The sequence below is a fragment of the Pseudomonas morbosilactucae genome (assembly GCF_023241665.1).
Classification (GTDB): domain Bacteria; phylum Pseudomonadota; class Gammaproteobacteria; order Pseudomonadales; family Pseudomonadaceae; genus Aquipseudomonas; species Aquipseudomonas morbosilactucae.
Genome location: NZ_JALQCX010000024.1, coordinates 61,618 through 83,681, shown reverse-complemented (window position 1 = coordinate 83,681; position 22,064 = coordinate 61,618). Strand labels below are relative to the sequence as shown.

15 protein-coding genes and 2 pseudogenes are annotated in these 22,064 nt (G+C 55.3%); 8 read left to right on the top strand and 9 right to left on the bottom strand.

Going from position 1 to position 22,064, the window contains the following annotated elements; all coding sequences use genetic code 11:
* Positions 1-510: 510 nt before the first annotated feature.
* The gene (locus tag M1B35_RS13930; RefSeq protein WP_268262233.1) at positions 511-3,387 is read right to left on the bottom strand and encodes an AAA family ATPase; all 2,877 of its coding nucleotides are present in this window, start codon (positions 3,385-3,387) and stop codon (positions 511-513) included.
* A 375-nt stretch (positions 3,388-3,762) separates the two neighbouring features.
* On the opposite strand from M1B35_RS13930, the gene M1B35_RS13925 reads away from it, so the two are divergent.
* The 3 genes from M1B35_RS13925 to M1B35_RS13915 all read left to right on the top strand — a co-directional run bounded on the left by M1B35_RS13925 (position 3,763) and on the right by M1B35_RS13915 (position 10,975).
* Positions 3,763-7,629, top strand: coding sequence for a DUF4365 domain-containing protein (locus M1B35_RS13925; RefSeq protein ID WP_425273409.1), 3,867 nt, complete (start codon positions 3,763-3,765; stop codon positions 7,627-7,629).
* 380 nt (positions 7,630-8,009) lie between these two features.
* Positions 8,010-8,474: a DEAD/DEAH box helicase gene (locus M1B35_RS13920; protein ID WP_268262231.1), complete on the top strand. Its 465-nt coding sequence runs from the start codon at positions 8,010-8,012 to the stop codon at positions 8,472-8,474.
* Positions 8,474-10,975, top strand: a complete 2,502-nt coding sequence (locus M1B35_RS13915; protein ID WP_268262262.1) for a DEAD/DEAH box helicase — start codon at positions 8,474-8,476, stop codon at positions 10,973-10,975. The genes M1B35_RS13920 and M1B35_RS13915 overlap by 1 nt, the downstream gene beginning before the upstream one ends.
* Positions 10,976-11,296: 321 nt before the next feature.
* Here M1B35_RS13915 and M1B35_RS13910 read toward each other — a convergent pair whose 3' ends face one another.
* Entirely contained in the window at positions 11,297-11,491 is a 195-nt protein-coding gene (locus tag M1B35_RS13910) for a hypothetical protein (RefSeq protein WP_178081568.1), read from the bottom strand.
* A 275-nt stretch (positions 11,492-11,766) separates the two neighbouring features.
* On the opposite strand from M1B35_RS13910, the gene M1B35_RS13905 reads away from it, so the two are divergent.
* Together M1B35_RS13905 and M1B35_RS13900 are read left to right on the top strand one after the other, a co-directional pair.
* Positions 11,767-12,324, top strand: a complete 558-nt coding sequence (locus M1B35_RS13905) for a hypothetical protein (protein ID WP_268262230.1) — start codon at positions 11,767-11,769, stop codon at positions 12,322-12,324.
* 2 nt (positions 12,325-12,326) lie between these two features.
* Positions 12,327-13,157, top strand: a complete 831-nt coding sequence (locus tag M1B35_RS13900; RefSeq protein WP_268262229.1) for an ATP F0F1 synthase synthase — start codon at positions 12,327-12,329, stop codon at positions 13,155-13,157.
* Positions 13,158-13,173: 16 nt separating this feature from the next.
* On the opposite strand, the pseudogene M1B35_RS13895 reads toward M1B35_RS13900, so the two are convergent.
* Positions 13,174-13,290, bottom strand: a pseudogene (locus tag M1B35_RS13895) (IS3 family transposase); the annotation flags it as partial.
* A gap of 279 nt (positions 13,291-13,569) precedes the next feature.
* Between M1B35_RS13895 and M1B35_RS13890 the strand changes: the two are divergent.
* Positions 13,570-14,280 (top strand): DUF4365 domain-containing protein, encoded by a 711-nt coding sequence (locus M1B35_RS13890; RefSeq protein WP_268262228.1) that lies wholly within the window; start codon positions 13,570-13,572, stop codon positions 14,278-14,280.
* 622 nt (positions 14,281-14,902) lie between these two features.
* Here the strand turns inward: M1B35_RS13890 and M1B35_RS13885 are convergent.
* The 5 genes and pseudogenes from M1B35_RS13885 to M1B35_RS13870 form a co-directional block, all read right to left on the bottom strand.
* Positions 14,903-16,048, bottom strand: coding sequence for an AAA family ATPase (locus M1B35_RS13885; protein WP_268262227.1), 1,146 nt, complete (start codon positions 16,046-16,048; stop codon positions 14,903-14,905).
* 14 nt (positions 16,049-16,062) lie between these two features.
* Positions 16,063-16,923, bottom strand: coding sequence for an RNA ligase family protein (locus M1B35_RS13880; RefSeq protein WP_268262226.1), 861 nt, complete (start codon positions 16,921-16,923; stop codon positions 16,063-16,065).
* Between the two features lie 370 nt (positions 16,924-17,293).
* A complete protein-coding gene (locus tag M1B35_RS32225) occupies positions 17,294-18,019 on the bottom strand; it encodes a methyl-accepting chemotaxis protein (protein ID WP_425273411.1) in 726 nt (241 codons plus the stop codon).
* Positions 18,020-18,151: 132 nt separating this feature from the next.
* Positions 18,152-18,907 (bottom strand): annotated as a pseudogene (locus M1B35_RS32220) (HAMP domain-containing protein); the annotation flags it as partial.
* 258 nt (positions 18,908-19,165) lie between these two features.
* The gene (locus M1B35_RS13870; RefSeq protein ID WP_268262224.1) at positions 19,166-19,774 is read right to left on the bottom strand and encodes a dTMP kinase; all 609 of its coding nucleotides are present in this window, start codon (positions 19,772-19,774) and stop codon (positions 19,166-19,168) included.
* 222 nt (positions 19,775-19,996) lie between these two features.
* On the opposite strand from M1B35_RS13870, the gene M1B35_RS13865 reads away from it, so the two are divergent.
* Positions 19,997-20,323, top strand: coding sequence for a hypothetical protein (locus M1B35_RS13865; RefSeq protein ID WP_123333155.1), 327 nt, complete (start codon positions 19,997-19,999; stop codon positions 20,321-20,323).
* Between the two features lie 23 nt (positions 20,324-20,346).
* Here the strand turns inward: M1B35_RS13865 and M1B35_RS13860 are convergent, their stop codons facing one another.
* The gene (locus tag M1B35_RS13860) at positions 20,347-20,817 is read right to left on the bottom strand and encodes a MarR family winged helix-turn-helix transcriptional regulator (protein ID WP_123333153.1); all 471 of its coding nucleotides are present in this window, start codon (positions 20,815-20,817) and stop codon (positions 20,347-20,349) included.
* 290 nt (positions 20,818-21,107) lie between these two features.
* Here M1B35_RS13860 and M1B35_RS13855 point away from each other — a divergent pair, with 290 nt between their 5' ends.
* Positions 21,108-22,061 carry a PDR/VanB family oxidoreductase gene (locus M1B35_RS13855; RefSeq protein ID WP_268262261.1) on the top strand — a complete coding sequence of 318 codons (954 nt, stop codon included), beginning with the start codon at positions 21,108-21,110 and terminating at the stop codon, positions 22,059-22,061.
* Positions 22,062-22,064 lie beyond the last annotated feature (3 nt).

Below are 22,064 nucleotides of genomic sequence, written 5' to 3'. Positions count from 1 at the left end.
GCTGAGACTTCGGCGATGCCACGTCGTTATGCAAGTCGTTATCTAGCCGAGTCGGCCAACCGCCATAACGCTCAACGTGCCTCGGCAGCTTGGGGCCGACTTGACAGCTAAGGAGGTTCGTCGTGACTAAATCAGCCTATCACGAACAAGCATCACCCTCCTCCTCTCCTCCAGCCTACGTGTTCAAGGGACCGGCTCATGTTGCGATTCGAACTCGCACCAATGACCAACCAAGGTACGTCGATACTAGATTGAAGGTCTGGACGTGGTACGGCGGCGGCATGGCAATGAATAACGACCGGGCTTTGCCTTTCTGCTGTGTTGCTCTGAACTCTCATAAGACGCTCCCTCGTATTCACCCTTTTATCGCTGTTGTGTTTTCAGCCAGACCCGGATTGCTCAGGGCTCCTCGTACTCGGCCTCAGTTTAAGGCAACGAGGTATCTACAAAACGCAGGGCGATTCAAACTGATCATTCGAACAACCATCCAGACGGTGGCTTGCAACACGGCTAGGTAGGCGACAACTCAGCTGGCAGATCCCTGGCTCGCTCGCGGTCAGCAACGCTCACTACGCAGCGCTCGATGAACTGAAGCTCTTGGGTGAGCTCAATGGCGCGCTTTTCCAGCGCCCTTAACCCGGCCTGATGTTCTTGCTGCACCTCTTCCGGAGCCCTGGCGAGTCCTACCAATTTCCTGCGGCCCTTCTCGATTTTTTCATTCATCTCTGCAAGGTACCTTTCTCCTGACTCTCTCTTTTTGTCCATGAAGAGCTGGCATTCCAGAAAGCGGATGGCATCGTAGATTTTCAGGACCTCACCACTTGTCTTGGAGTGCACAAAGTTCAGGCTTCCTTCATCAAAGGCGTGGTGCTCCTGGTTTTGGCCACCCCAGTTCACCAAGTCATTCTTGATGAAATTGAAATGCGAAAGGTCGTAGTCAATGAAGGGCTCCACCAGCTTGAAGGTGTGTTCCAGGCTCACCTGCAGGTACATACTCTTCTTGAGCTGCGATTTGTTGAAATTCGCGGTGACCTGGACGCCGTTTTCAATGCAGAACTCCAGCACCATGGACTCGAACCAGATCCGGCAATACAGCAATGCTTGCCGAACGTCGTAGACCGACAGCGCCACGTGCACCTTTCTCTGAAAACCGCCTGCATGATCAATGACCACGATGCCTTTGTTCGTGTAGCTGAGCACATGGTTTGCGTGCTGGTCGGATTGAGGATGCCGGTCAGCGATGATGCAGAAGCGCTCCCAGAAAAGACGATCATGGGTCGTCACCACCATCTGGATCCGGCGCAGGTAGGCATCATTAAAAAATAAATCAATGATGTTGGATCGGTGATCCGTGTCGATCGCATTGACGACGTCATCAAAGACAATGAGCGGAAAATTGTTTTTCTCAGCCATCGCTAGGAGAATTGATAAGCCCAATGCTCTCAGATGCCCCTCGCTGAGCACAGCAAAAGCATCCAGCAGAGATCCGTCCATGTTGGTGATCTTGATCCGATAGCTCTCAGTGAGCTTTTCAAAGGCCAGCGTCTCTATCTGCTCATGGTCGTCATCATGGTTATTGATCGCTCGGTAATACTCGGCAGCCTTGGCTTCGATCCCTGTAATGCGCGCTTTCTCGAGATCTAGCTTGTAGTCCAGCAGGTCGCCATACAGCGTTCGGTATTCAGCCTCAAGATCCTTGAGCAACTGGTTGAAGTGACTGTTATCCACCGAATCGTTGAGCAAAGCCGTTCTCTGCCCTATCAGTGCAAGCATCCTGTCATTGGCGGTTGTGAACTCGGTTAGCGCCTGGGTTTTGAGGTCAAACTGTCGTTTCAGCGACTCATCGACCTGCCTGAGGTGTTCGATAAGTGCATCCAGACGAGCCGCTTGAACCTCCGCCTGATCAACCTCCCGTCGCTTGCGCTCGCAGGCACGCAGATAGGCCTCGATCTGGGCAGTGCTGTCTGCAGAGAGCGCGATGAAAGCATTGAGGACAGACGCCGCCACTGTCGAGCGGTCAGTGGCCGTATGGAACTCTGTGAGCACCGTTTCCAATGCGTCCATCGCCAGTGGGCAGGGTATATCGGCATAGGCATTGGCCTTCACGGAATTGATCCCAGTCGCGATCCTTGAGGCCCAGAGGACAACTTGAGCGTCATTTTTCAGTTTGGATTGCTTCAGGGCCTCCAGAGCTTCGAGCGCTTTGATCTGATCACGAGCCCTTTCAAACGGGTTCACTGTGACTTGGTCAAGTGGCGTCAAACAGGCGGGACAGGTCTGCTCAGACGGCTGTTCGGTGGCTTCCAACGCTTCCAAGGCTTCAAAAACAGCGCGATAGTTAACGTCACTGGCCCTTTGCAGAAACAGTGTTTCGACCTGCGTCTTGCGGCTGAGCAACCGCCTGGCGATGGCAGATGTACGTGCAACATGCTTGATGGGAATGACCACCGGTGCTTTGGCTGCTCGCAGTCGCTCTGCCCCACGGATGTGCATGTCTATCGTCTTGCGCAGCCGCTGTACCTTTGGACGAATTTCGAAATCTTGATCGGCCCTCAGCCCCAAGAGTTGACAGGTCTGCGAAATCGCAGCGTACAGATCTGTCCTGTGCTTGCTACGCAGTTGGCCAAGTTCTGTTCGAGCGCGTTCAAGGTTCGTCAGGGCCTCGGCCTGGTCGGCACGCATGAATGCCTTGAGCGTAAAGCTGTCAGGGCGGACGAAACGAGATATGACTTCCTGAAGCTCTTCCAGGCCGAACAAGGTCGCCAACACATCACTTTCGCCACTGCCTGTGTCTTTGGAGCCCAAGAGCGAAAACTCCTGAAGGCGATTGCGATCAATAAAGCAGCTCGACCAACTGATACTGGGCGCAATTTTGAGCTTATTCGTTCCCAGGAGAGCGAGCTGGGGCTTGGTTTCCCCTCGCGCAATGTACTGCTTGACCTTGGTCTTGCGCCTAGCGGCTTCCTTGATGTCCCCAGTGGTGCAAATTTCGATGGCTTCACAGAGCGATGATTTACCGCCACCATTGGGTGCGTAGAAAATGTTTTTCAACTTACTGAATCGAATGAACGTGCCTTTGTCGTCGGCACCAAACTCGCCAAAGCCCCGGAAATTCCTGACGCGCAGGTAATCCAACGCCCCCAAGCCCGAGGGGGGTATCCGATCCAATTCAGGCCTTTTATCGAGCACTTTCTTGAAGCGAGCAGCGACCCGCTGGTAGTTGCGACCCAGCAGTTGATCCGAAGCCGTGGTGATGTGTGACTTGATGTGGTCGGAATAGCGGCCCTTGCTTTGGTTGGCCTGGTACATACACCAAAGAAGCACCAGGTACGCATCAGTACGCCCCTCAAGGTTCTGCCTGGCAAAACTTAAAAGGTACTGACTCATTGCGCCTCCTCCCTGATACACATCAGCGTAACCGGACTGGCATCAGGAAGCCATTACCGAGCGCTTTGGATGAGCCGGGCCTCGGAAAAACTCTGGGCAGTCTCGTACAAAACAGGCACGCACCCAACCTGACTCACAGCCCCAGATACAGAGATATTGATCCCATAGTCTGATCCCAAGTGCGGTTTGGCGGCCTGTATACTCAGGACAAATAGTGCTGCATCAGAACGCCGTTAAAGCCTACAACACCCATTTTGATAATACCGAGGAAGCACCATGCCAGTTGACGGGCCTCTACCTGGGACGGGTGATCAGCACGACATCAATGCCGATGCAACACGTTGCCTGATGGCTCGACATCCCAAGGATTGGCGAGTGCAAAGCCTGGAAGGGACTGACGACTATGGCTATGACTTCCAAGTGCAGACCACGCCGAATCAACGCGCGACGGATATTTTCCGTATCCAACTTAAAGGCACCCGCTCTCCGAGCCTGACGGCGGATGGCGAATACATTTCGGTCTCTCTGAAAGCCACCACTGTCCGCTATTACGCCCGTGCCGTAGAACCGGTGCTCTTGGTGATCTGCGACCTATCGGTGAACGAAGATCCTGTCGACTGCCCCCTTTTCTATGTTTGGCTCAGGGATGAGCTGAGTCGCATCTCGGTCGACGATCTGTCCGCCGAACGCAGATACGTCACCCTTCGTGCTCCCACAAAGAACTTACTAAAAAGAGCTACGGATCTCTCAGAGGACATTCACCACCAGAACGAACTGTCTCGCATGGGGCATTTCCTGAGTGAGCGCGCAGAGCAAACACACCCAGGGATGCAAGCAGATGACCGCTTAACCCTGGTTCAGGGCGTGGTAAAAGGTGTGGCTGCACGAGGCTCCGCACTGATGAACGCCTTGGCGGGCCCAACGGAAGACTACTGGGTCAACCCAGCTCGGGACACGCTTGCCTGGAACCTGACTCAGGCCAAGGCATATCTACGGGTCACTGCGCTGGATCGAGCGAAGACTCAGCTCGATGAGGCAGAGCTAAAACTCGAAGGCTCGGTCACCCTTGAGCGCGCAGAATATTGGCGCCTACGTGGCAACTGGCAGGTTCAAACGGGAGATAACCAAGCGGCGGTCTCCTCCTACCAGAACGCGTATGAGGTAACGCCGCTACCCAAGTTCCGAGCAGCCCAGGTGGAAGCAGAGATCCGCATCCGATTCGAGAACGATAGCGACTCACTTGCAGAGCTAAATGATCTACTGGAGGGTGAAGACCCAGCCATCATTGCCATTCGCTCCCGGCTGCATGCCGTGCAAGGGCATTACGAGTTGGCCGTTGAGCAGGCGAACTTGCTCGCGGAACCTCAACGGTCTTTCGCCAGAGCGTTTGCACATTGGCTGTCTGAAGAACCGGAAAATGCCCTGACGGACTGCGAGGCGGGCCTTGCAGCCTGTGACGCGTCCGATGACATTCGTGAACTGTTGCTGTTGCTTAGGGCCCGAGCCAAATTTTCCCTCGCAGTGGCCACCGCCACTACGCCGCGACGTGAATCTATCCCACCCGCAGGTCTTCCGGGTGTAGACCTTCAAAAGCTTGAGGAAGCCTGGGCTGCGATTAACGATGCTGTCCTGTCCATAAAGGCATCTGGCTGGGGTTCCAACATAGAACAGCTCGTCGACATCTGGGGGGCCACAGCGTCGGCCCTTGGCAAGGCAGAGTCGATACTTGCAGACCTGAAGGATGCTGCGCAGAAGCGTCCGGACTTGCCCCATATCCATGAGGTCTTACGGGGCATTGCGGGTCAGTTGGCAGACTTCACCCTCGCGTTGTCGGCAAATGATCAGTTGCCCGACTCACCTGACAAGCAGCTCTGGAGCACGCTTTTGCTCTATGAAACCCGTAAATTTCGGGCGTGCTATCAAGGCTTTGGCGCATACGTCGGTGACGTGGATCGCAGCCATCCCCTGTTTGGGTCGGCTGTCACCGCAGCCTCTATTTCGGCTCACAAATCAGTTCAGACCGGCCTTGTGAACCATTGGATGGGGCTGCTCGAAGCAGATCCTGCTCTGGCCCCCGAAGCCGCCCTCGCACAGTTTTACCTCCAGTTGGAAATCAGCAGGTTGGCCAAGGATGAGGCGTTGAGGACCCTGCAGGTTAGGTATGAGGAACTGGATCGGCCCGTCAGTATTGCACTCACCCTCATCCACGAGCTTGACCCCACCGATCCGCAAAGCGCGCAGGCGTGTGTTCAACTCTCCGAAAGGATCACTGAGCACTATGTCCTCTCGCCTGCGGTGGCTGCGCGGCTTGGGTTGGCCTTGGTGACTTTGAAAGATTGGCAAGGCCTCGTAGAGCTGTGTCAAAGCAATCGAGTCCGGGTTGAGCCTGGTGATCGAATGGGGGCCTTCGAGGCGTTGGCACTTGATCACTTGGGCGAAACGGAAAAGGCCCGCGATCGGTTGTTGAAAATTGTAGCCACAGGATCTGACGACCCACTGGCCCTGAACACCTATGCGACGATTGCCACACGTTGCGGTTACGTCGATGACGCCGTGGAGGCAGCGGAAAGAGCGCTCGAAACTGCGAGATCCAAAGGGGAACAATTGGAGTTCGTGAAGTTACTGTTCTTTCTCATCCAGTTTTCCGACCCAACGAGCGACCGGCTGCTGGAGCTAGCCCTACGAGCAGGCGAATTGGTGGATCAGAGTGTAGAGAGCCAGGAAGGCACCTACTTGATGATGCACCTGAGCGGCACACTGGGGGGACGCAGTGACATCGACCTTGCCAGGGATAGAGAGCAGTTCCGAACACGCGCTGAGGCATTTTTCAGGAATTTCCCGAATTCCCGGATGCTCTGGAGAGGCGAAATTCGAGAGGGCGCCTCTGGCACGGAGTTGGTGGAAAGCCTGAAAGCACTGACTGGAATGACGCCCGACAGAGAAGCGTTCCAGAAACGGATGGAGCGATCCCTACAGCAGGGATTAAACACCGTCCCTTTCTCGTGGCGCCCGCGACTGGTGCTGTCTTACATTTCCGATATTGTGCACCTGTGGGAAGTTGCCAAGGTGTCCAGCCGGGATGATCGCCAGTATCACTTGGTGATGGTCAACGATACGGGGTGGCAACCGATCGGTGCCGATGCCCTGCGCAAGCGAGTGCCTTTGCTGGATTGGACAGCGCTGTTAGTCCTTAACGACTTGGGGCTGATCGACGCCGTCATCACTTTCTTCGGTCAAATTGCGGTGGCCAGGGCCACGATGGAGGAGCTCGCCGAGTTCACGAACCCCGTATTTGGAAGCCCAAAGCGAAGCAAATGCTTGGAGCTACAGAACGCCTTGAAACCCCATCTAGCCTCGATCCTCCAGCCCTCCCCTCCAGAGGAGGCAAGCGAAGCATCGCCCGCCAGGGTCATTGGGCGCAGCAACAGTGAAATCGTGGAGATACTCGGCAAAGAGCCGGAACGGTACCGGCTCTATTCTGATGACGAATCGCTGCGGATATTTTGTGCCACAGGTTCCAAGGTCGATGGTTTCTGCACGCTTGATGTCCTGGCCGCACTGACAGAGGTTGGGCAGCTCTCCCCCATTGAAAAAGCCGGCAAAATTGCGCAGCTGTGCGAATGGAGGGTCGGAGTGATCGTGCAGCTGTCCGAGATTGTGCGGCTGCTTCCCCCGGCTGCCTTTACTGCACGAACCGTACGTCAAGCCGTAGAAATCCTTGACGCAGAACCCAGGTTCATCTCAGTAATCTCGGCGCTCTGGGATTACCGCGCGACCTTTGAGAAAGCGTTGGGGCATGCAGCATCGGTGCTACGTATTCTGGTGGATCAGGCTTTGCTTCCTGAGATTGGGCTAGCAGCGCTGATGCGACACTGGCATGTCAAAGCAGCCATGAAAAGTGATGCCCCTGATCAGGCCCTTGAGACCATTGTCATTTTGATCATCGCCGCCGCACTCAGGGGGCATTTGCCAAAGGCCAGCGCTAAGGGACTCTGGGCGGTTTACAGGCTGTTGGTCGAGTCTCATCACGGTGATCGCATGGATGAGCGCCTTGAGAGGGTGGCTATCGAGTTGTTAGGTACGAAATGTGCTCAGTTGGAATCCGTAGCGGCTGGCGAAGGGTTGCGAATCTATACCGAGCTCAATGAGAGCCTAACGAGGGGCACGATTGACCAGTCCGAGTTCGCCAACGCTTACACCACAGCACGAATAGCGGCGCAAAGGCCCAAATTCGGACGATGAGTGCGGCGCCGCAAGCGCTGGACTGTGCGCGGCTTCGGCGTGGTCGAGCCTGAGGGGCACCATTTCTCTACAATGACTGGTCCGGAAGCTGCTCTGACGATGTGGGCCTGGGACAAGATCCCAGTAGAGGTTTGCGAACTGCAGCCCTGGAATTGCGTCGCGTCTATTGGAAACCAGTGGCGATTCAAACACCTATACTGATTACAATGAACGGGCCGCGCTCAAGCGAGCCAGTGTGAGTTGCTCGGGTGGCACCTCAGTCCCCGTGCCTGCTGAAGCAAGCAGAAGCTAGGAGATGCTGAAAGAAATTTGTACCTTCACCACTTGTTTAAAGTCCGTCGCACATTACGATTGGTTAGAAATATCCAAGGATGGTCGAAATGGCTGGTTTTTTCGTAAAACAGGCGGGATCACTCAAGCTTCTTCAGCAAGCTGACGCGCCTAATAGCGGCTTCAGGCCGGGCCAGCTTGGCGCAATTCATGCAACATTGGCCCATTTCTCTGTGCAAGACGACCCTGCCATCATCTGCCTGCCCACTGGCTATGGAAAGACATCATTGATGATGTCGCTACCGCTTCTACTTGGAGCAACCCGGATCCTCGTCGTCGAGCCATCAAGTGCTCTGCGCAAACAGGTGCACTCGCATTTTTCCACCCTTTCGACACTCAGGCGCATCGGTGCGCTACCTGAAGACGGGCCGCTACCTTCCGCTCACTTGCATTCGGGGCGGCCGATAACACCCGAGGCTTGGGAACAGTTGCGGGAGTTCGACGTCGTGATCTCAACCCCCGGTAGTTCTTCGCCAATGATTGCCCCGGCGCTGCGCCCGACCTTTTTGACGTAATAATTTTCGATGAAGCTCACCATGCGCCGGCGGACTCCTGGGCAGCGTATCTTGATCACTACTCGACCGCTCGATTTATATTCTTGACAGCAACACCCTTCCGGCGCGATGACCGCGTTATTCCGGGCAAGCTAGTCTACCGATATCCTGTGATGAGAGCCGTATCTGAAGGGGCGTTCGACCCTATCGTCTTCCGGGAGGCCCCAATAGATAACGAGCTTGATGATGAGCACGTTGATCGGGTGATTGCCCAAACTGCAGTGGCACAGCTCGAAGAAGATATTGCTAACGGTTTTGATCATAGGCTTTTCGTACGCGCCTCGACCATATCTTCCGCGCAAGCGCTTGTCCCGATCTACGAGCAATTGGGCGTTTCCGTCGCCGCCATAAGCAGCCGACTGACCAAACGACAACAGGACTTAATTGAAGCCAAGCTCATTTCTGGTGAGTTGAAGGCCATCATCTGCGTAGACATGTTTGGCGAAGGCTATGACTTCCCAAAACTCAAGGTCGCCGCGTTGCACGCACCCCACAAATCACTGGTACCCACAATCCAGTTCATCGGCAGGTTCGCTAGGATCGACAACGCCACGGGACGCCCAACCCTCATTGCACCGGCATTCAGAGTGCGTGAGGCGACCGCGACTCTGCTCAGAGAGGGAGTCGATCTGGCTCAGATGATTGATGATGCCGCGCTTGCTGAGATCCAGGGCGCAGTTGAAGCCCAAGAATTCATCGAAAGCTTGCCGGTGCGTCGGATGACTGAATCTGACTATGAATCCGTGTCTGCGTTGTCCTTCAATTTGTACGCGCACGTCCGAGGGTTTCATTGCAGTCGCAGGCCGGATTTCGACTTGCTGGGAGAAAAGGTCGGTCGAGTGCTTCGGATTGTGAAGCAGTGGGGAACGCCACATGGCAATCTGTCTCTCGTATTGACAGCAGATGAAGCACCTCCGAACTGGTCGACCTCAAACACGCTCACTGATATTCGGCACGAGGCCTTCTTGCTGATGTATTTTCCTGAATCGAGCTACTGCTTCATCGGCTCAACCCTCAGGACAGAGAAGCTGTACCTGACCATCATGGATATCGTTTGCCGCGCCGGCAGCCGAGGGTTGAGCTATGAAGAAACGAGCCGAGCGAGGGCCGGACTGGAGGGGATGAGGTTTTTTGCTGTTGGCTTGCAGAACACGACCTTCAATTCGCAAGTCGAAACTTATCGAACCCTAACTGGCCCTCAAGCCGAGCGCGCGGTCACTGCCGGTGACAGCCGCGCTTACGCTCAGGGTCACTACTTCGGGAGTGGCATGAACGGCCAGGTGCGTGAAACCATCGGAGCCAGTAGCAGCTCTAGAATCTGGAGCAATCAGCGCCTATCCGTTCCTGACTTCTTTGCCTGGGTGCAGACGCTTCATGGGCGCATCGTAGGAGATGCTGCGTTTAGCCAGACACACCTCGACTTGGTCAGAACCACTACGACTCTTAGGGAGCTACCAGAAGCGGTGATGGCAGCCAACTGGTCGCGGCAAGGCCTCACTCGCAATCCTCGTATTCACTTCAGGGCTACGCAGGAACAAGAATTACAAACCTCCAGGCTTGTGGAGTGGGATATCCAGGGCTTTGAGTGCGATCCACAAGCCGGGCACTTGAATTTTTCGATCGTTCATGCTGAGGGGCAGATCCGTATGCGCCTGAGTCTTGAGGGTGGCCAACTGATTCGCTGCCTGGAACCAGATGCCACAATGACGATCGAGTCTAGCCAGGATGGCTGGATGCCATTGGCCGATTGGCTTAGTGAGTACCCTCCTATTTTCTATGCAACAGATAAGTCTTCGTTTGAAGGGCTAAACAAAATCGCTGCCCCTCTTCTCAGATCCCTCGCACTTGCTCCAGGTGATGCGGAGTCAATCGATTGGACAGGTTGCGCGATCGAGGTGGAGTTCCTGCCGAACAATCAGGAGCCTCGCACACTGGCGCGACGTGCAGAGCTCGATGGCCAAGCAACTGTGCAAGAGCACTTGGAGCAATACCTTCTCACGCTTCCAGATCTCCGGTGTTTGTATTACGACCATCGCTCAGGCGAGGCCGCCGACTACATCTGCGTTACTGTCAATGCAGCCCATGAAGTGAACGTAACCCTCTATCACTGTAAAGGTGCAGGAGGGCCAGCTAATGGAGGGCGAGTTGGTGATGTGTATGAGGTTGCGGGACAGCTGGTAAAGTCAGCTTACTTCTGCAACGTCGCGACCTTGCTGCATCATATGGAAGATCGCATGCATCGCAGACACACATCTCCTTCGTACTTTGTCAGCGGGGACAGGGATGAAACCTACGAGTTGCTGCGGTCAACACCTGCAACAGCTCTTACCTTCACGGTGGTAGGCGTTCAACCTGGTATTCGGCGCACTATGGTTGATGAGCGCATGAGCGATTTGATGGCGTTCTGCATAGGCTACGCACGTCAGGGCTCGGCAAAAGCTTACTGGCTAGTGAGTGAGTAACTGCAGCGGATGCTGGAAGATGCGATGTGTCGAGGTTTCGCACCGCCAGGCTTTAAGGTGAACTAAAATTCTACTTGGCACTACCACAGATCGGCGCCCAGCCATTGCATTGCAATGGCCGGCGGTTACCAGGAGGCATCGATAATTTGCCAAATGCACTCAATGGATCGCTGCCCTCCCCGGTCATCGCTGGTTGCTCGACGCATTTATTCAGTAACCCAGCACCTTATGTCAATACGATCGTAAATGGCCCAGCATGGTCGAGCCCATCCAATTGATTACACGCTTAAGGACATATGAGCAACGCCCACGAGCGTACAGTCAGATAGATGAATGGTTCTGCTGCGTTGAATTGATGACGATGACTTTTGTGAGCCTACCCTCACTCAGATTCAGGGTGTGCGTTCGAGCATGCTGCTCAAGCTTGGCCAGGGTCAGAGGCGTACCATTGACCCGAATCTGGAGTCCGGGGTCATGGATGAACTGTGCTGCAAGCACCGCGACGATCTCCTTCACATCCGGCATCTTGCGGGTACCTGATTGATTTACTCAGCTGAATCCGCGACAAGTACGCGGACGTGCTCACCTTCCCGTGCGTCTTCAATCTGGTAGGTCTGCGCGCCCGGAACCTTTCATCTCAACGCACGTGTCCGCTCATGCAGGGCATCTCAGGCTTAGATAAAGGGTGTAAAAAAGCTAATTGACAGTCATAGGCCAGAACTGGCGAGCCCCGACGCTTCTTGGTAGCATCCTGCCATCAGAGGATGAAAATGATTACGGATGATTTTTGAGTGGACTTCAACACGCTATTCAGATTACTGCTGACCTTCAACGCGACGTCCCTGCTGGTGATTGTGTATCTGGTTCAGCGTGAAATCACCTTTGGTGGGTTTATCGCAGATCCGAGCTTGCCCGGGTTGAGAACTGCCATTAGTGGACTCTCCTATGCCCTGTATCTTGCCATTCCTATCGTACTGACAGGCCTCAGCTTAAGACTAAGCAGACGACTGGGAAGTGACACCTTTCAATCTGGGCAGGTTGTGAGCATTGAGCATGCGAATAATAGCTTTTTGCCAAGCTATTTGGGTTATTTCTTCGTGGCGCTTAGCATCAATAGCTTTCAGACTCTAGTGTTTGTGTATTTGATACTATTTATCTTCACATACCGATCACAAGCGCTGTATTTCAATCCTCTATTCTTGCTATACGGATATGAGTTTTACAACGTGAGCACCTCGTCTCATGTCACGCTTTTCTTGATTAGCAAGGAAAGCTTTCGGACTCCTAAGGAGGTCGTGATTGACAAGGTGTACCGCATTAATGACTACACTCTAATCGATAGAGGCTGAAAATGGACTTTGTCCTCGCTAAAATCAAACGTCTCCAAAAGAATGCCATCGTAAAGGTTCTTTCGGACAGTAAACTTTATGCAGAAATCGTTATCGACGCGGCAGCCTGCGTACCTTATGAGCCTGACCATAATCTGGATGAAGACTCCTGGTTTGTGATTCCTGGTTTTTCAGGGCAGCCGTTCTGCATCGATTTTCTGAAAGAGCCGTTCGACAGCAAAAATCATGTCGAACTCAAGAAAAACCAGTTTGATAAAATCACATGGCTGTGTAGTGTCCAGAATGACTCCTTCTACTTTCAAAAAGTGACACCGTCCCTGCTAGTGTCCCGAAAAAGTATCACTTTCGGAGAGGTCGCGGAGCTAGACGACGGACAGTTGCGAATTGTGATTAACGCAACGCCGGACGCTATTTACCTGCCCAAAACAGATTCGCTGGTTTTCAAAAGTCTGGCCACGATCTCTAGCATTTTTAAAGGGATCGGCCAGCTGTTCAAAGAAGCAACTCATGAGGAAGTGGAAAAATTCCTTGATGAGCCCTTTATTGAGCTTTCAAACAATTTTGAGGCGGCACGTGTGTCTACACCGAACAGGAAGCGCATTGGATTGGCGATGGCGACCCTTGCAGCGCTTCCGTCTAGCCAGCGAGCTGCGATGGTCAGCTACATCGACGACTACTGCGCCGGCCACCTTGATTTCGACAAAGCCAAAGGCGTCTTCGATATTGGCAGCGATTATCAGTTAAAGCTGCTGATCTACGGCATCGAGCAACGCTTTTACACAACGCTTTTCGGAAATGAGAGGCGCCTGGCAAACTCTGTACAACTGATGTAGGTGAGTTGTAGTGGTCACTAATCCCGGACACGACGTTAAGTTTTTCCTCGGACCGCGCTGGTGCCAACCCCTCGTTGAATTGGTGAGGCCGAATCCAGTTGTAGCGATGCATCAAAAAATGGCTGATCTCGCGCAGTTCGATAGCCCTCCAATGCCGAGTGAACGGCTGGCTTCGATGGAGCTGCAGTTTTGTTTGAGCACGAGGTCGGCGGCCTCGGGCTTGAATTCAGGAGTAAAGGAGCGCCGTTGTTTGGTTATCTGACACCTCGATCTGTCGAGCATTCTCGCCTAAATGGGTGTCCGGCTTCATTAGACCACTACAGACACAATCGACTGAGAAAAATAAGGTGATTGCTTCTTTCATCATCTCGCTATGCTCGTTGAGCTTAACTGACCACCTCAAGGGAACAAAATGCATTACTCCGATAATCAGCAAATCGGTGACATGGGCGAGTTAATTGTAAAGAAGGAATTCATAAAGCTTTTCAAATGGCCGTGTCGTGGCCAGGAAATTGATTTAGGGATAGACGCTGAATTCGAGGTAATGCTCGAGGACAACTCCTCCTCAGGAAAAATCGTCAAAGTTCAGATAAAATCCACTGACACTCCTTTCAAAGATGGGACAAACACCATATACCCAGATCGAGAGCACATTGAATATTGGAAAAAAATAACAACACCAGTAATATTATGCGCAGTAAATGTAGAAAGCGAAGAAATCCTTTGGAAAGTCATAGATGCAGACTTCAACTATGACACGCCCAAAGGAGCAAAAATAGAACTGGATCGCACCACCGACAGACTAACCAAAGCTTCAAAATTAAAGCTCGAAAAGATCGCCGCTGATGGCAACAACGTCCTCGCCTCTCTAGCCAAAACCACAATGAACTCACTTCAAAGTTTTATAGACAGTTCGGGGGTAGCATGGTTATCAACAGACAGTCCAAAATCTTTAGAACAGCATGCCGCTAATGAAGAAGCCATATTACTTATTCATAGAATGATTGCATTAAGCAATGGCCGACTCCCCGCATCATTCTCAAAAACCGCAGAAACCTTGAATCGTCTTTGGAATCAGATAGACATGTCACTTGATAGGCAAAAAAAGGAAGACCTTTACTAACTTTTGAGTATGCGAAAGCAAGCGGAGCGCGCAGGCCGCCCCGGTCGAAGGCGTGCAGGATGAAAGCCCACAGGGCCGAGACCCGCGATGCGGGCTTGGTTCACGACAGCTTGCAGCGCATTTCCGAAATGATGAAAGCTCTGGGCGCGGTTCGGCGGCGCGGTGGTGGCGATCCGATATCTGAGTCATTGGGAATGCCCGGTCTAAATGGCTGTACCAAACGGCTCGCTCGGTTGCCACCATCGGCCAGTATCAATCCCCCCCAACGCGAATGCCTGCCCATCTACCGCAGCATCCTCACCGCTGGAGTAGCGGCAAGAGGTAGGATCGACCAGACGAGCGGGAAGCCTAGTCCATGAACATGAATCGATGAACAAGCACATTCATTTTAAGTGTGTTGAACCAAGTGCAATTGGCTTGAGAGCGGCTTATGAACATCTGACATCGCCCACTTGTTAAATGAAAGATTATATCGGCATTGATCAGCTGCAAGTCCCGGGAACAGCAAAGACCCTCACAATTTCCTCAGCGCAAATGGCGTCATGAAATCTACTTTCATAAAAATCAAAAGCAGTTTTTACCCCGCAGTAATTTATTTTCTTTGACTCTCCATAAGGACCGCTTATCCCGTCACTGCCTGATAAACAACCCGGTGTGCCTCGGTCGGCAGCGGCACTTCCCACTTGAACAGCATGCGGCGGATATCATCGTTGCGCAGCGAGGTGTCGCGCTTCTGGTTGCGCCGCATGATCTCGTCCTCGGGGCGCTCCAGGTAAAGAATCTCCACCTGCGCGCCGTAACCGTAGAGCAAGTCCAGAGTGCGGTTGCGCATCTGCGTCGACAGGTGCGTCGAGTTCCACACAAAGGGTTTGTGCTCGCGCAACAGGGCCTTGGCCCGGTCGATGGCGTAATGCGCAGCGGCGCCCTCGTTCTGTCCATGGCGCAGGCCAAGGGCCTGGCGAGCGTCGTCGAACGACACCACAGGCAGATCCGGGTAGTGCTGTGCGGTCCAGGTGTCCTTGCCGCTGGCCGGCAGGCCCGAGAGCATGACCACCGACGAACCCTGCGGCGCATGCAACGGGTAGTCGGGATGTACCCGGGCGCCACGCAGGTACTGAATGCGTGTGTAGTCGTCGGCAAAGGCCCGCGGCCCGTGCAGGCAGCCCTCCTCCTCCGCCAGTTCGCGCCACAGTTCGATGGCACTCAGCACATCGACCTTGCCGGCGTAATCGCGGCCCTGCATATCGGCCTCGGCCACGGCACAGAGCATCCACAACGGCAGTTCCCAGGACAGTTTGTGCAACAAGAACTCAGCGCTGCGGCCGCTGCGATCACCCAGCAGGGCGAAGAACGGAACCTGGTGCACGGCGATGATGCGGCAGATCTGCTCGCGAAGCTCGAAAGGCACGCCGGCGCGCCACAACAGCAGCCGCGCATCCACCGCGCCCCGGCGTGAGTGACCGGGCTGGCCGATACGCCCGGTATCCGGGTCGATCACCGTAGTGTCAGGCTTGGCGATGTCGTGCAACAGGGCAGCGAAGAACAGCACAAAACGCTGCTCGGCGCTGGCCTGCTGGTAGGCGGGTTGCGTCAGCAATGCTTCGACCACCAGGCGGGTATGAATCCACACATCGCCCTCGGCGTGGTAGGTCGGGTCTTGCGGTGTGTCGGCCAGGCGCGCTAGAGCCGGAATAGCCACCAGGCAGGCGGCGGCGTCCATATCGCACCCCGGCTCGGGGACCAGTTGTTGCAGTTGTCGAATATCCATTTCGGGATGCTCCTTCAGTAGCCTAGGCGTGGGCCCTGCCAGTCCATGGACAGGCGCGGCGCATAGAGATCGACGCCGTCGGCCAGTTGATTGGGGATAAAGGGTTGATTGGCATGGTGCTGGTCGGCATCGAGGATGGCTTGGACGAAGTCCTGCCGTACCCACTTGAGCCGGCCAAGGGTCTGCTGCTCATCCTCGAGCTTCAGGTACAGGCCTTCCATGCGGCTGGAGCGGTCACACTGGCGCCACGCACGGGCCAGATCGAGGCCTTCACGGCGTACCACCTGCTCGAACACCTCGCGCCAGCGCGCGGTCTTGGCCAGCGAATCGCTCACCAGCGCCATCAGTTCGGCATGCCGGCGCGGCGCCGGGCCTTCGTACAGCACCGGCACCGCAAGCACCGGCCCCCCCTCAAGCAGGCACCGGCGCGCCGCGGTGGAGAGGAACAGCCCTGTGGCGCGGTCCCACACATCGAACTCGCAGAAGTAATGTGGCAAGCGGTCGTAGAACACCGAGTGCTTCTTGTGCAGCCATTCGCCATACAGCACGAAGCGGTCTTCCAGGCGCTCCAGCAACCAGTGCTCATGGGCCGAGGCCCACTGCTTGAACAGATTGAACTGGCGCTCGCGCCCACCGCCGGTGAGGTAGTGACCGCGTGACTGCAGGCGCAACTCGCCGCCTGCGGTAAAGCTGATGCCGGCGTTGGCGCCATCGAGTTTTTCTTCCACCACCAGCCACTGCCCGGCCAGGGCGGCATAGCGCACCTGGCCAGTATCAGTGTCGCCATCCTGCAGGCGCGAGCCTTGCAGGTGGGGCGTGCGGGGGTATTTGAGCAGTTCCAGGTTGTGCGCGGTGGCACGAGTATCCATGTACATGGGTTTGTCCTCGAAAATAGAGAAAAACCAACGACAGGATCAGGCAGGCATAGCAATGAAGCGCCGCCGCGTACAGGCACGGGCAGCCATCAGGCAGGATGGACCGTCGTCGGTATCAGGCGTGTTGGCTGGCGTAGGGCACTGGCTTCACCACTTGGAGAAAAGGTTGCAGAGGCTTCAGGGCGCGCATTCAACAGCAGATAGCGGCATCAGGTCAAGCCCCGAAAGGGCAAGACTCCAGCGTCCCTGTTTACGCGAAACACCCGAGCTTTTGTCATGAAAAAAACCACCTGGCGCTCATAGGGTGCTGCAAGTCATAAACTCGATTCGGCCGGAGCGTCGCTAAGTCACTTAGCCCCAGCCTATTCAATCAAAGACGAAAACGATCCACCGATTGCGTGAGCTGACTTGCAAGCGCCGTCAGTTCATCGGTGGCACCTGCGGTCTGGCCAATAATCCGGGTGTTCGCGGCAGACATGCCGGCAATCATTTCTACCTGATGAGCAATTTCGTTACTGGCCAGGCCCTGCTCACCGATGGTGCGGGTAATGTCGTTGACCAACTGGGTGGTGCTCAGCGTCGCATCAAGAATCTCCCGGATCGCACGCTCCACATCGGCAGTGACGGCCATGCCTTTATCGACCTGGGCGACACCGGCTTCCATGCTGGTCACGGCTTCGCGAGTGTTTTGCTGGATGCGTGCAACCATGCTGGCTATTTCCTGAGTGGATGCGCTGGTACGTCCCGCCAAACTCCGTACTTCGTCGGCTACAACGGCAAAGCCTCGCCCTTGCTCACCGGCGCGGGCCGCTTCGATAGCCGCATTGAGCGCCAGCAGGTTGGTCTGGTCAGCAATACCCTTGATGACTTGAATAATGCTGAAGATCCCTTCGGATTCCTTGTCCAGCGTGCGAATCACCTGCGCTGACTGTTGAGCTGAACGAGCAATCTCGTCCATATCGCTCACCACTTGATGAATAACACGGCCGCCGTTCTTGGCCAGTGCCTCGGCTCCACTGGCCATTTCCAGCGCATGCCCGGCATGCCGGGTAATCTCTTCGATGCTCGCCGTCATTTCACTGGTGGCAGCCGACATCGTGCCTGCCGCGGAACTCTGCTGTTGACTGCTGGTGGCAACTTCATGACAGCCCTGGCTCAACTGCTGGCTCATACGGGTGACGCCCTGAGCATTGTTGCGCACGACCTCAATCATGCCGCGCAAGTCACGCTGCATGACCGCCAGGCTGCGAATCAGCATGCCGGCCTCGTCGCGATTAGCCGGTTCGGGGATCGATTCGCTGAGGTTGCCATGAGCAATGCTATCGGCAATCTGCCGGGCAACGTGCAAGGGCTTCATGATGCTTCTTGTCACCCAGTAGCCTTGGGCGACCAGCAGCAACAAGCCAAGTACCAGCACAACGCAGAGGGTGAGATTGGCGCTGCGGATAGCCTGTCGAGTGTGCTCTCCACTCACTTTGGAGTTGTTCTCGATCAACTCACTCAGATTCGACATTTTGCCTTCCAACTGGGTAAAGGCGCTGATAAATGTACCCAGTTCCTCTTGCGCTCCTACCGGATCGTTCATTGCCACACTGACAATCCGTTCACCGGAGGCTATGTAATTGTCGAGGCTCGGCTTGATGCTGTTCAGTGCTGCCTTGAGATTATCGTCGAGGGGAAGCTCAAGGTTATCCCCTAGCGCCTTGCGAAAATTCGCAGCATGCTCATTAAGTGCCTCCAGGACCTCCTCTCGGCTGCTGACACCTTTGCCCAGGCCGACCAGCATCGCTGCCAGTGCATCGGCGCGAAGCGCATCGTGCATCATGTCAGCCTCCAGATGATTGCTCAGCGCGCTCATGCTGACCTCATTGCCAATCATCGCGGCTTCCATTCGGCTATTGCCCAAGTAGTTCGTCAGGCTAATGATCAGGGCCGTGAACACACTGGTACCGACCAGCAACAACAGACGCAGTTTTATTGACATAGTTAAGCCTTCTGCAGTTGTGGAATAAAACAAGCCGCTGGTTGCTGACGCTTAGACCCATCCAGGCTTTTGGGTACTCATGATTTAAGCCCATTTGCAGATATTCGCAGCAGCGATGGCGGGCATCAATGGCTCAGGAAAAAACGGGCTCCATGACCTGGGGTTGGGCCGCAGACCATTCTTTGGCGCCTCCCCTCCCCTTGGGCTTGATAAAGAAACCCATCAGGCTCTTATGGTTTCGACAACCCCGTCCAAACATCAAAGAACGCTATAAATCTCAGAAACCACCTGCATCGTTGCCGCTTCAATCGTTCCTTCATTACGGCATAACACCCAGCCGTGATCTGCAATCGCCTGCTCGAACGACTGGGTACAGGCGATGTGTTCTTCCAGCCGATGCATCACGGTACTGCTCAGCCCACGCCCTCTTGCCGCTGCCCTCGCCCATGAAATATCAGGGTCCGTGACAACGCCGACATGCAGGTCTGGCACTTGTACGTTTCGATCCATGTTCAGCTGCAAGATCTCTGCGAACGGGATTATCCGGCGAAACGCCGCGTCAGATGGGTACCAGCGATCGATCAAGATGATGCTGCCGGGTGGCTGTTTAGGCAGCACCTGCTGGGAAATCCAGGCCCGGCTTTCAGCAAAGCGCTCACAAACCGCCCACTCCAAATCCCGGCTGGGATTTCTGACCAGTGTGTTTACCAGGCTCATGGTTTCCCCCCTAAAGGGATCGCTTTTTTTCTCGCACAGTCGGATCACCTTTTTGTGGTCCGCCCTCAGTACTGTCGTGATGGCCTCCAACAATGTGGTTTTGCCGGCACCCTTGGGGCCATCTAGCGATACAAACAGCGGACGATTCATTCTTCACATAACGATGAGATGCAGTTTTTTTACCCTGTTCGTTCGCTGGAACCGCTGGGCGCGGCTGAGCGAATCGAGTAGAGGGTCCTTGTGAGCAGATCAAACCAAAGCCGCCTGGGCGTCATTGGCCTGCATGGTAGCTTTACGGTTGCTAAATGTTTTGCCTATCTGCGCTGTGCCTGCACATCAAGGGCCGCGCGCCCACGCCATGGAGCTTCAGTGATGCATCCGACAACGCCTGATAATCGATACTTTGTGGTCAAAGGGCAGCTGTGGCGGTGCAGCAACCCCTCGCTGAGTGAGGATGTGCGGCAGCGATGGGTCAATGACTTGATGGCAGCTCGCCGTGAGGTAAAGGCCGCGAAGGCTTCTGGCGATCCTGAGCAGTTAATGACAGCAAGGGCGCGGGTTGATACGGCCAAGGTTGCCCTCGGGGAGCGCGGGCCTGTCTGGTGGGACGATGGAGCCCCGGACTTCAACAGGCGTCAGGTGGTGAACACACCCTATGCAGACTGGTATCGCTCGTTGGGTACTCTTGATCAGCCCTAGCCTGGCGCGGGCTCGGTCCTGGTTCATTCATCCGTGGGCTCATAGCTGTTTACGTTCGGCACTTGCAGATGCAGGCGACCGAGCAAGTCAACCAGGGTGTCGACCTCGGCTGCAGAGAGCCCGCTGAGCAGACGGGACTCTCGCTCGAGCGCCACTTTAATCACGCGGTCATGCAGTTCTTGACCGCTGGCGGTCAATCGGACGGTGTAACGCCGGGCATCCTTGGGATCCAACTGACTGGTGATGTGCCCCGCCGCTTCCAGCGTCTGCAACGAACGACTGACCGCACTCTTGTCGAGCCCGATAGCCTGGCAGATGCGATTGGCGGTGATGTCTGTCTCGACGGCCAGCATCGACAGCATCCGCCATTCCACCACGCCAATGCCGAAGTGCTTGCGATAACACTGGGATGCGCCAGTGGCGAGCTTGTTGGCCAGGAACGTCAATAGACCAGGGACATAGCGAGACAGGTTCAACTGTGTATCGGTAGGCATCAAGAAAACACCGTAGGTCGAGCAGCTTTGAAATTAGTTGACACCGCAACCAATTCGCCTGAGGATTTACTCCGCCAAGCAGTGCGGGCAATGGCCCGCATGATACGCCGTAGCACAACCTCAAAAAATAATTATCAGGTCTTGCTTATGAACCCTTGCCGACTGTGCCCAACCCTGGTGCCCGCCACTTCCCCCCTTCCCTGCGCCTTCTCTCCCGGCTGAGTTTTCCAGCACTCGGTCTTTTCGCCCCCCTATTTTTCAGCAGCCACTTCAGTGTGGAGGGAGAAGTCATGCTTCAAGTCAAGGTCACCCGCAAAGCCGTTGAAGCCGAAGGCATCTGCAGCTTCGAGCTGTGCGCCGCAAACGGCAGCACACTGCCGCCTTTCGAAGCCGGTGCACATATCGACATTCACCTTGCCAGCGGCCTCACCCGCCAATATTCGCTGTGCAATGCCCCCCAAGAGCGTCATCGCTATGTGATCGGTGTGCTCAAGGACCCCGCCTCGCGGGGCGGCTCCAGCGCCATGCACGAGCACGTCGACCCAGGGCAGACCCTCAGCATCAGCGCGCCGCGCAACCTCTTTGCCCTATCTCGTTCAGCCAAACGTCACCTGCTGTTCGGCGGCGGCATTGGCATCACGCCGATGCTGGCGATGGCCCACGAGCTTCACCATCAAGGTGCGGATTTCGAGCTGCACTACAGCTTTCGATCCAGCGAACGCGCCGCGTTTATCCCATGGCTCGGGCAAGCGCCGTTCGCCAGTCGCGTGCATTTGCATGACGACAGCGGCTCGCCCGAACAGAAGCTCGATGCCTGCGCGCTACTGGCCGCGCCGGACAGCACACGCCACCTGTATGTCTGCGGACCGACGGGGTTTATGAAGTTCATCCTCGACACGGCCCAGGAAGCTGGCTGGCCCGAAGACCAGGTGCACAGGGAGTTTTTCGCCGCCGCCCCTGTCGACCCAGGGGGCGACACGCCCTTCGAAGTTCAGATAGCCAGCAGCGGGCAGGTTTTCTACATACCCGCCGACCGCACGGTTTTCGAGGTGCTCGATGAGGCCGGAATTGACATCGAGTCCTCGTGTGAGCAAGGCGTTTGCGGCACCTGTGTCACCCGTCTGCTCGACGGCGTGGGTGATCATCGCGACCAGTTCATGACCGCCGCAGAACACGCCGCCAATGACCGCTTCACGCCGTGCTGCTCACGTGCCAAATCGCCGCGCCTGGTATTGGACCTTTGACCC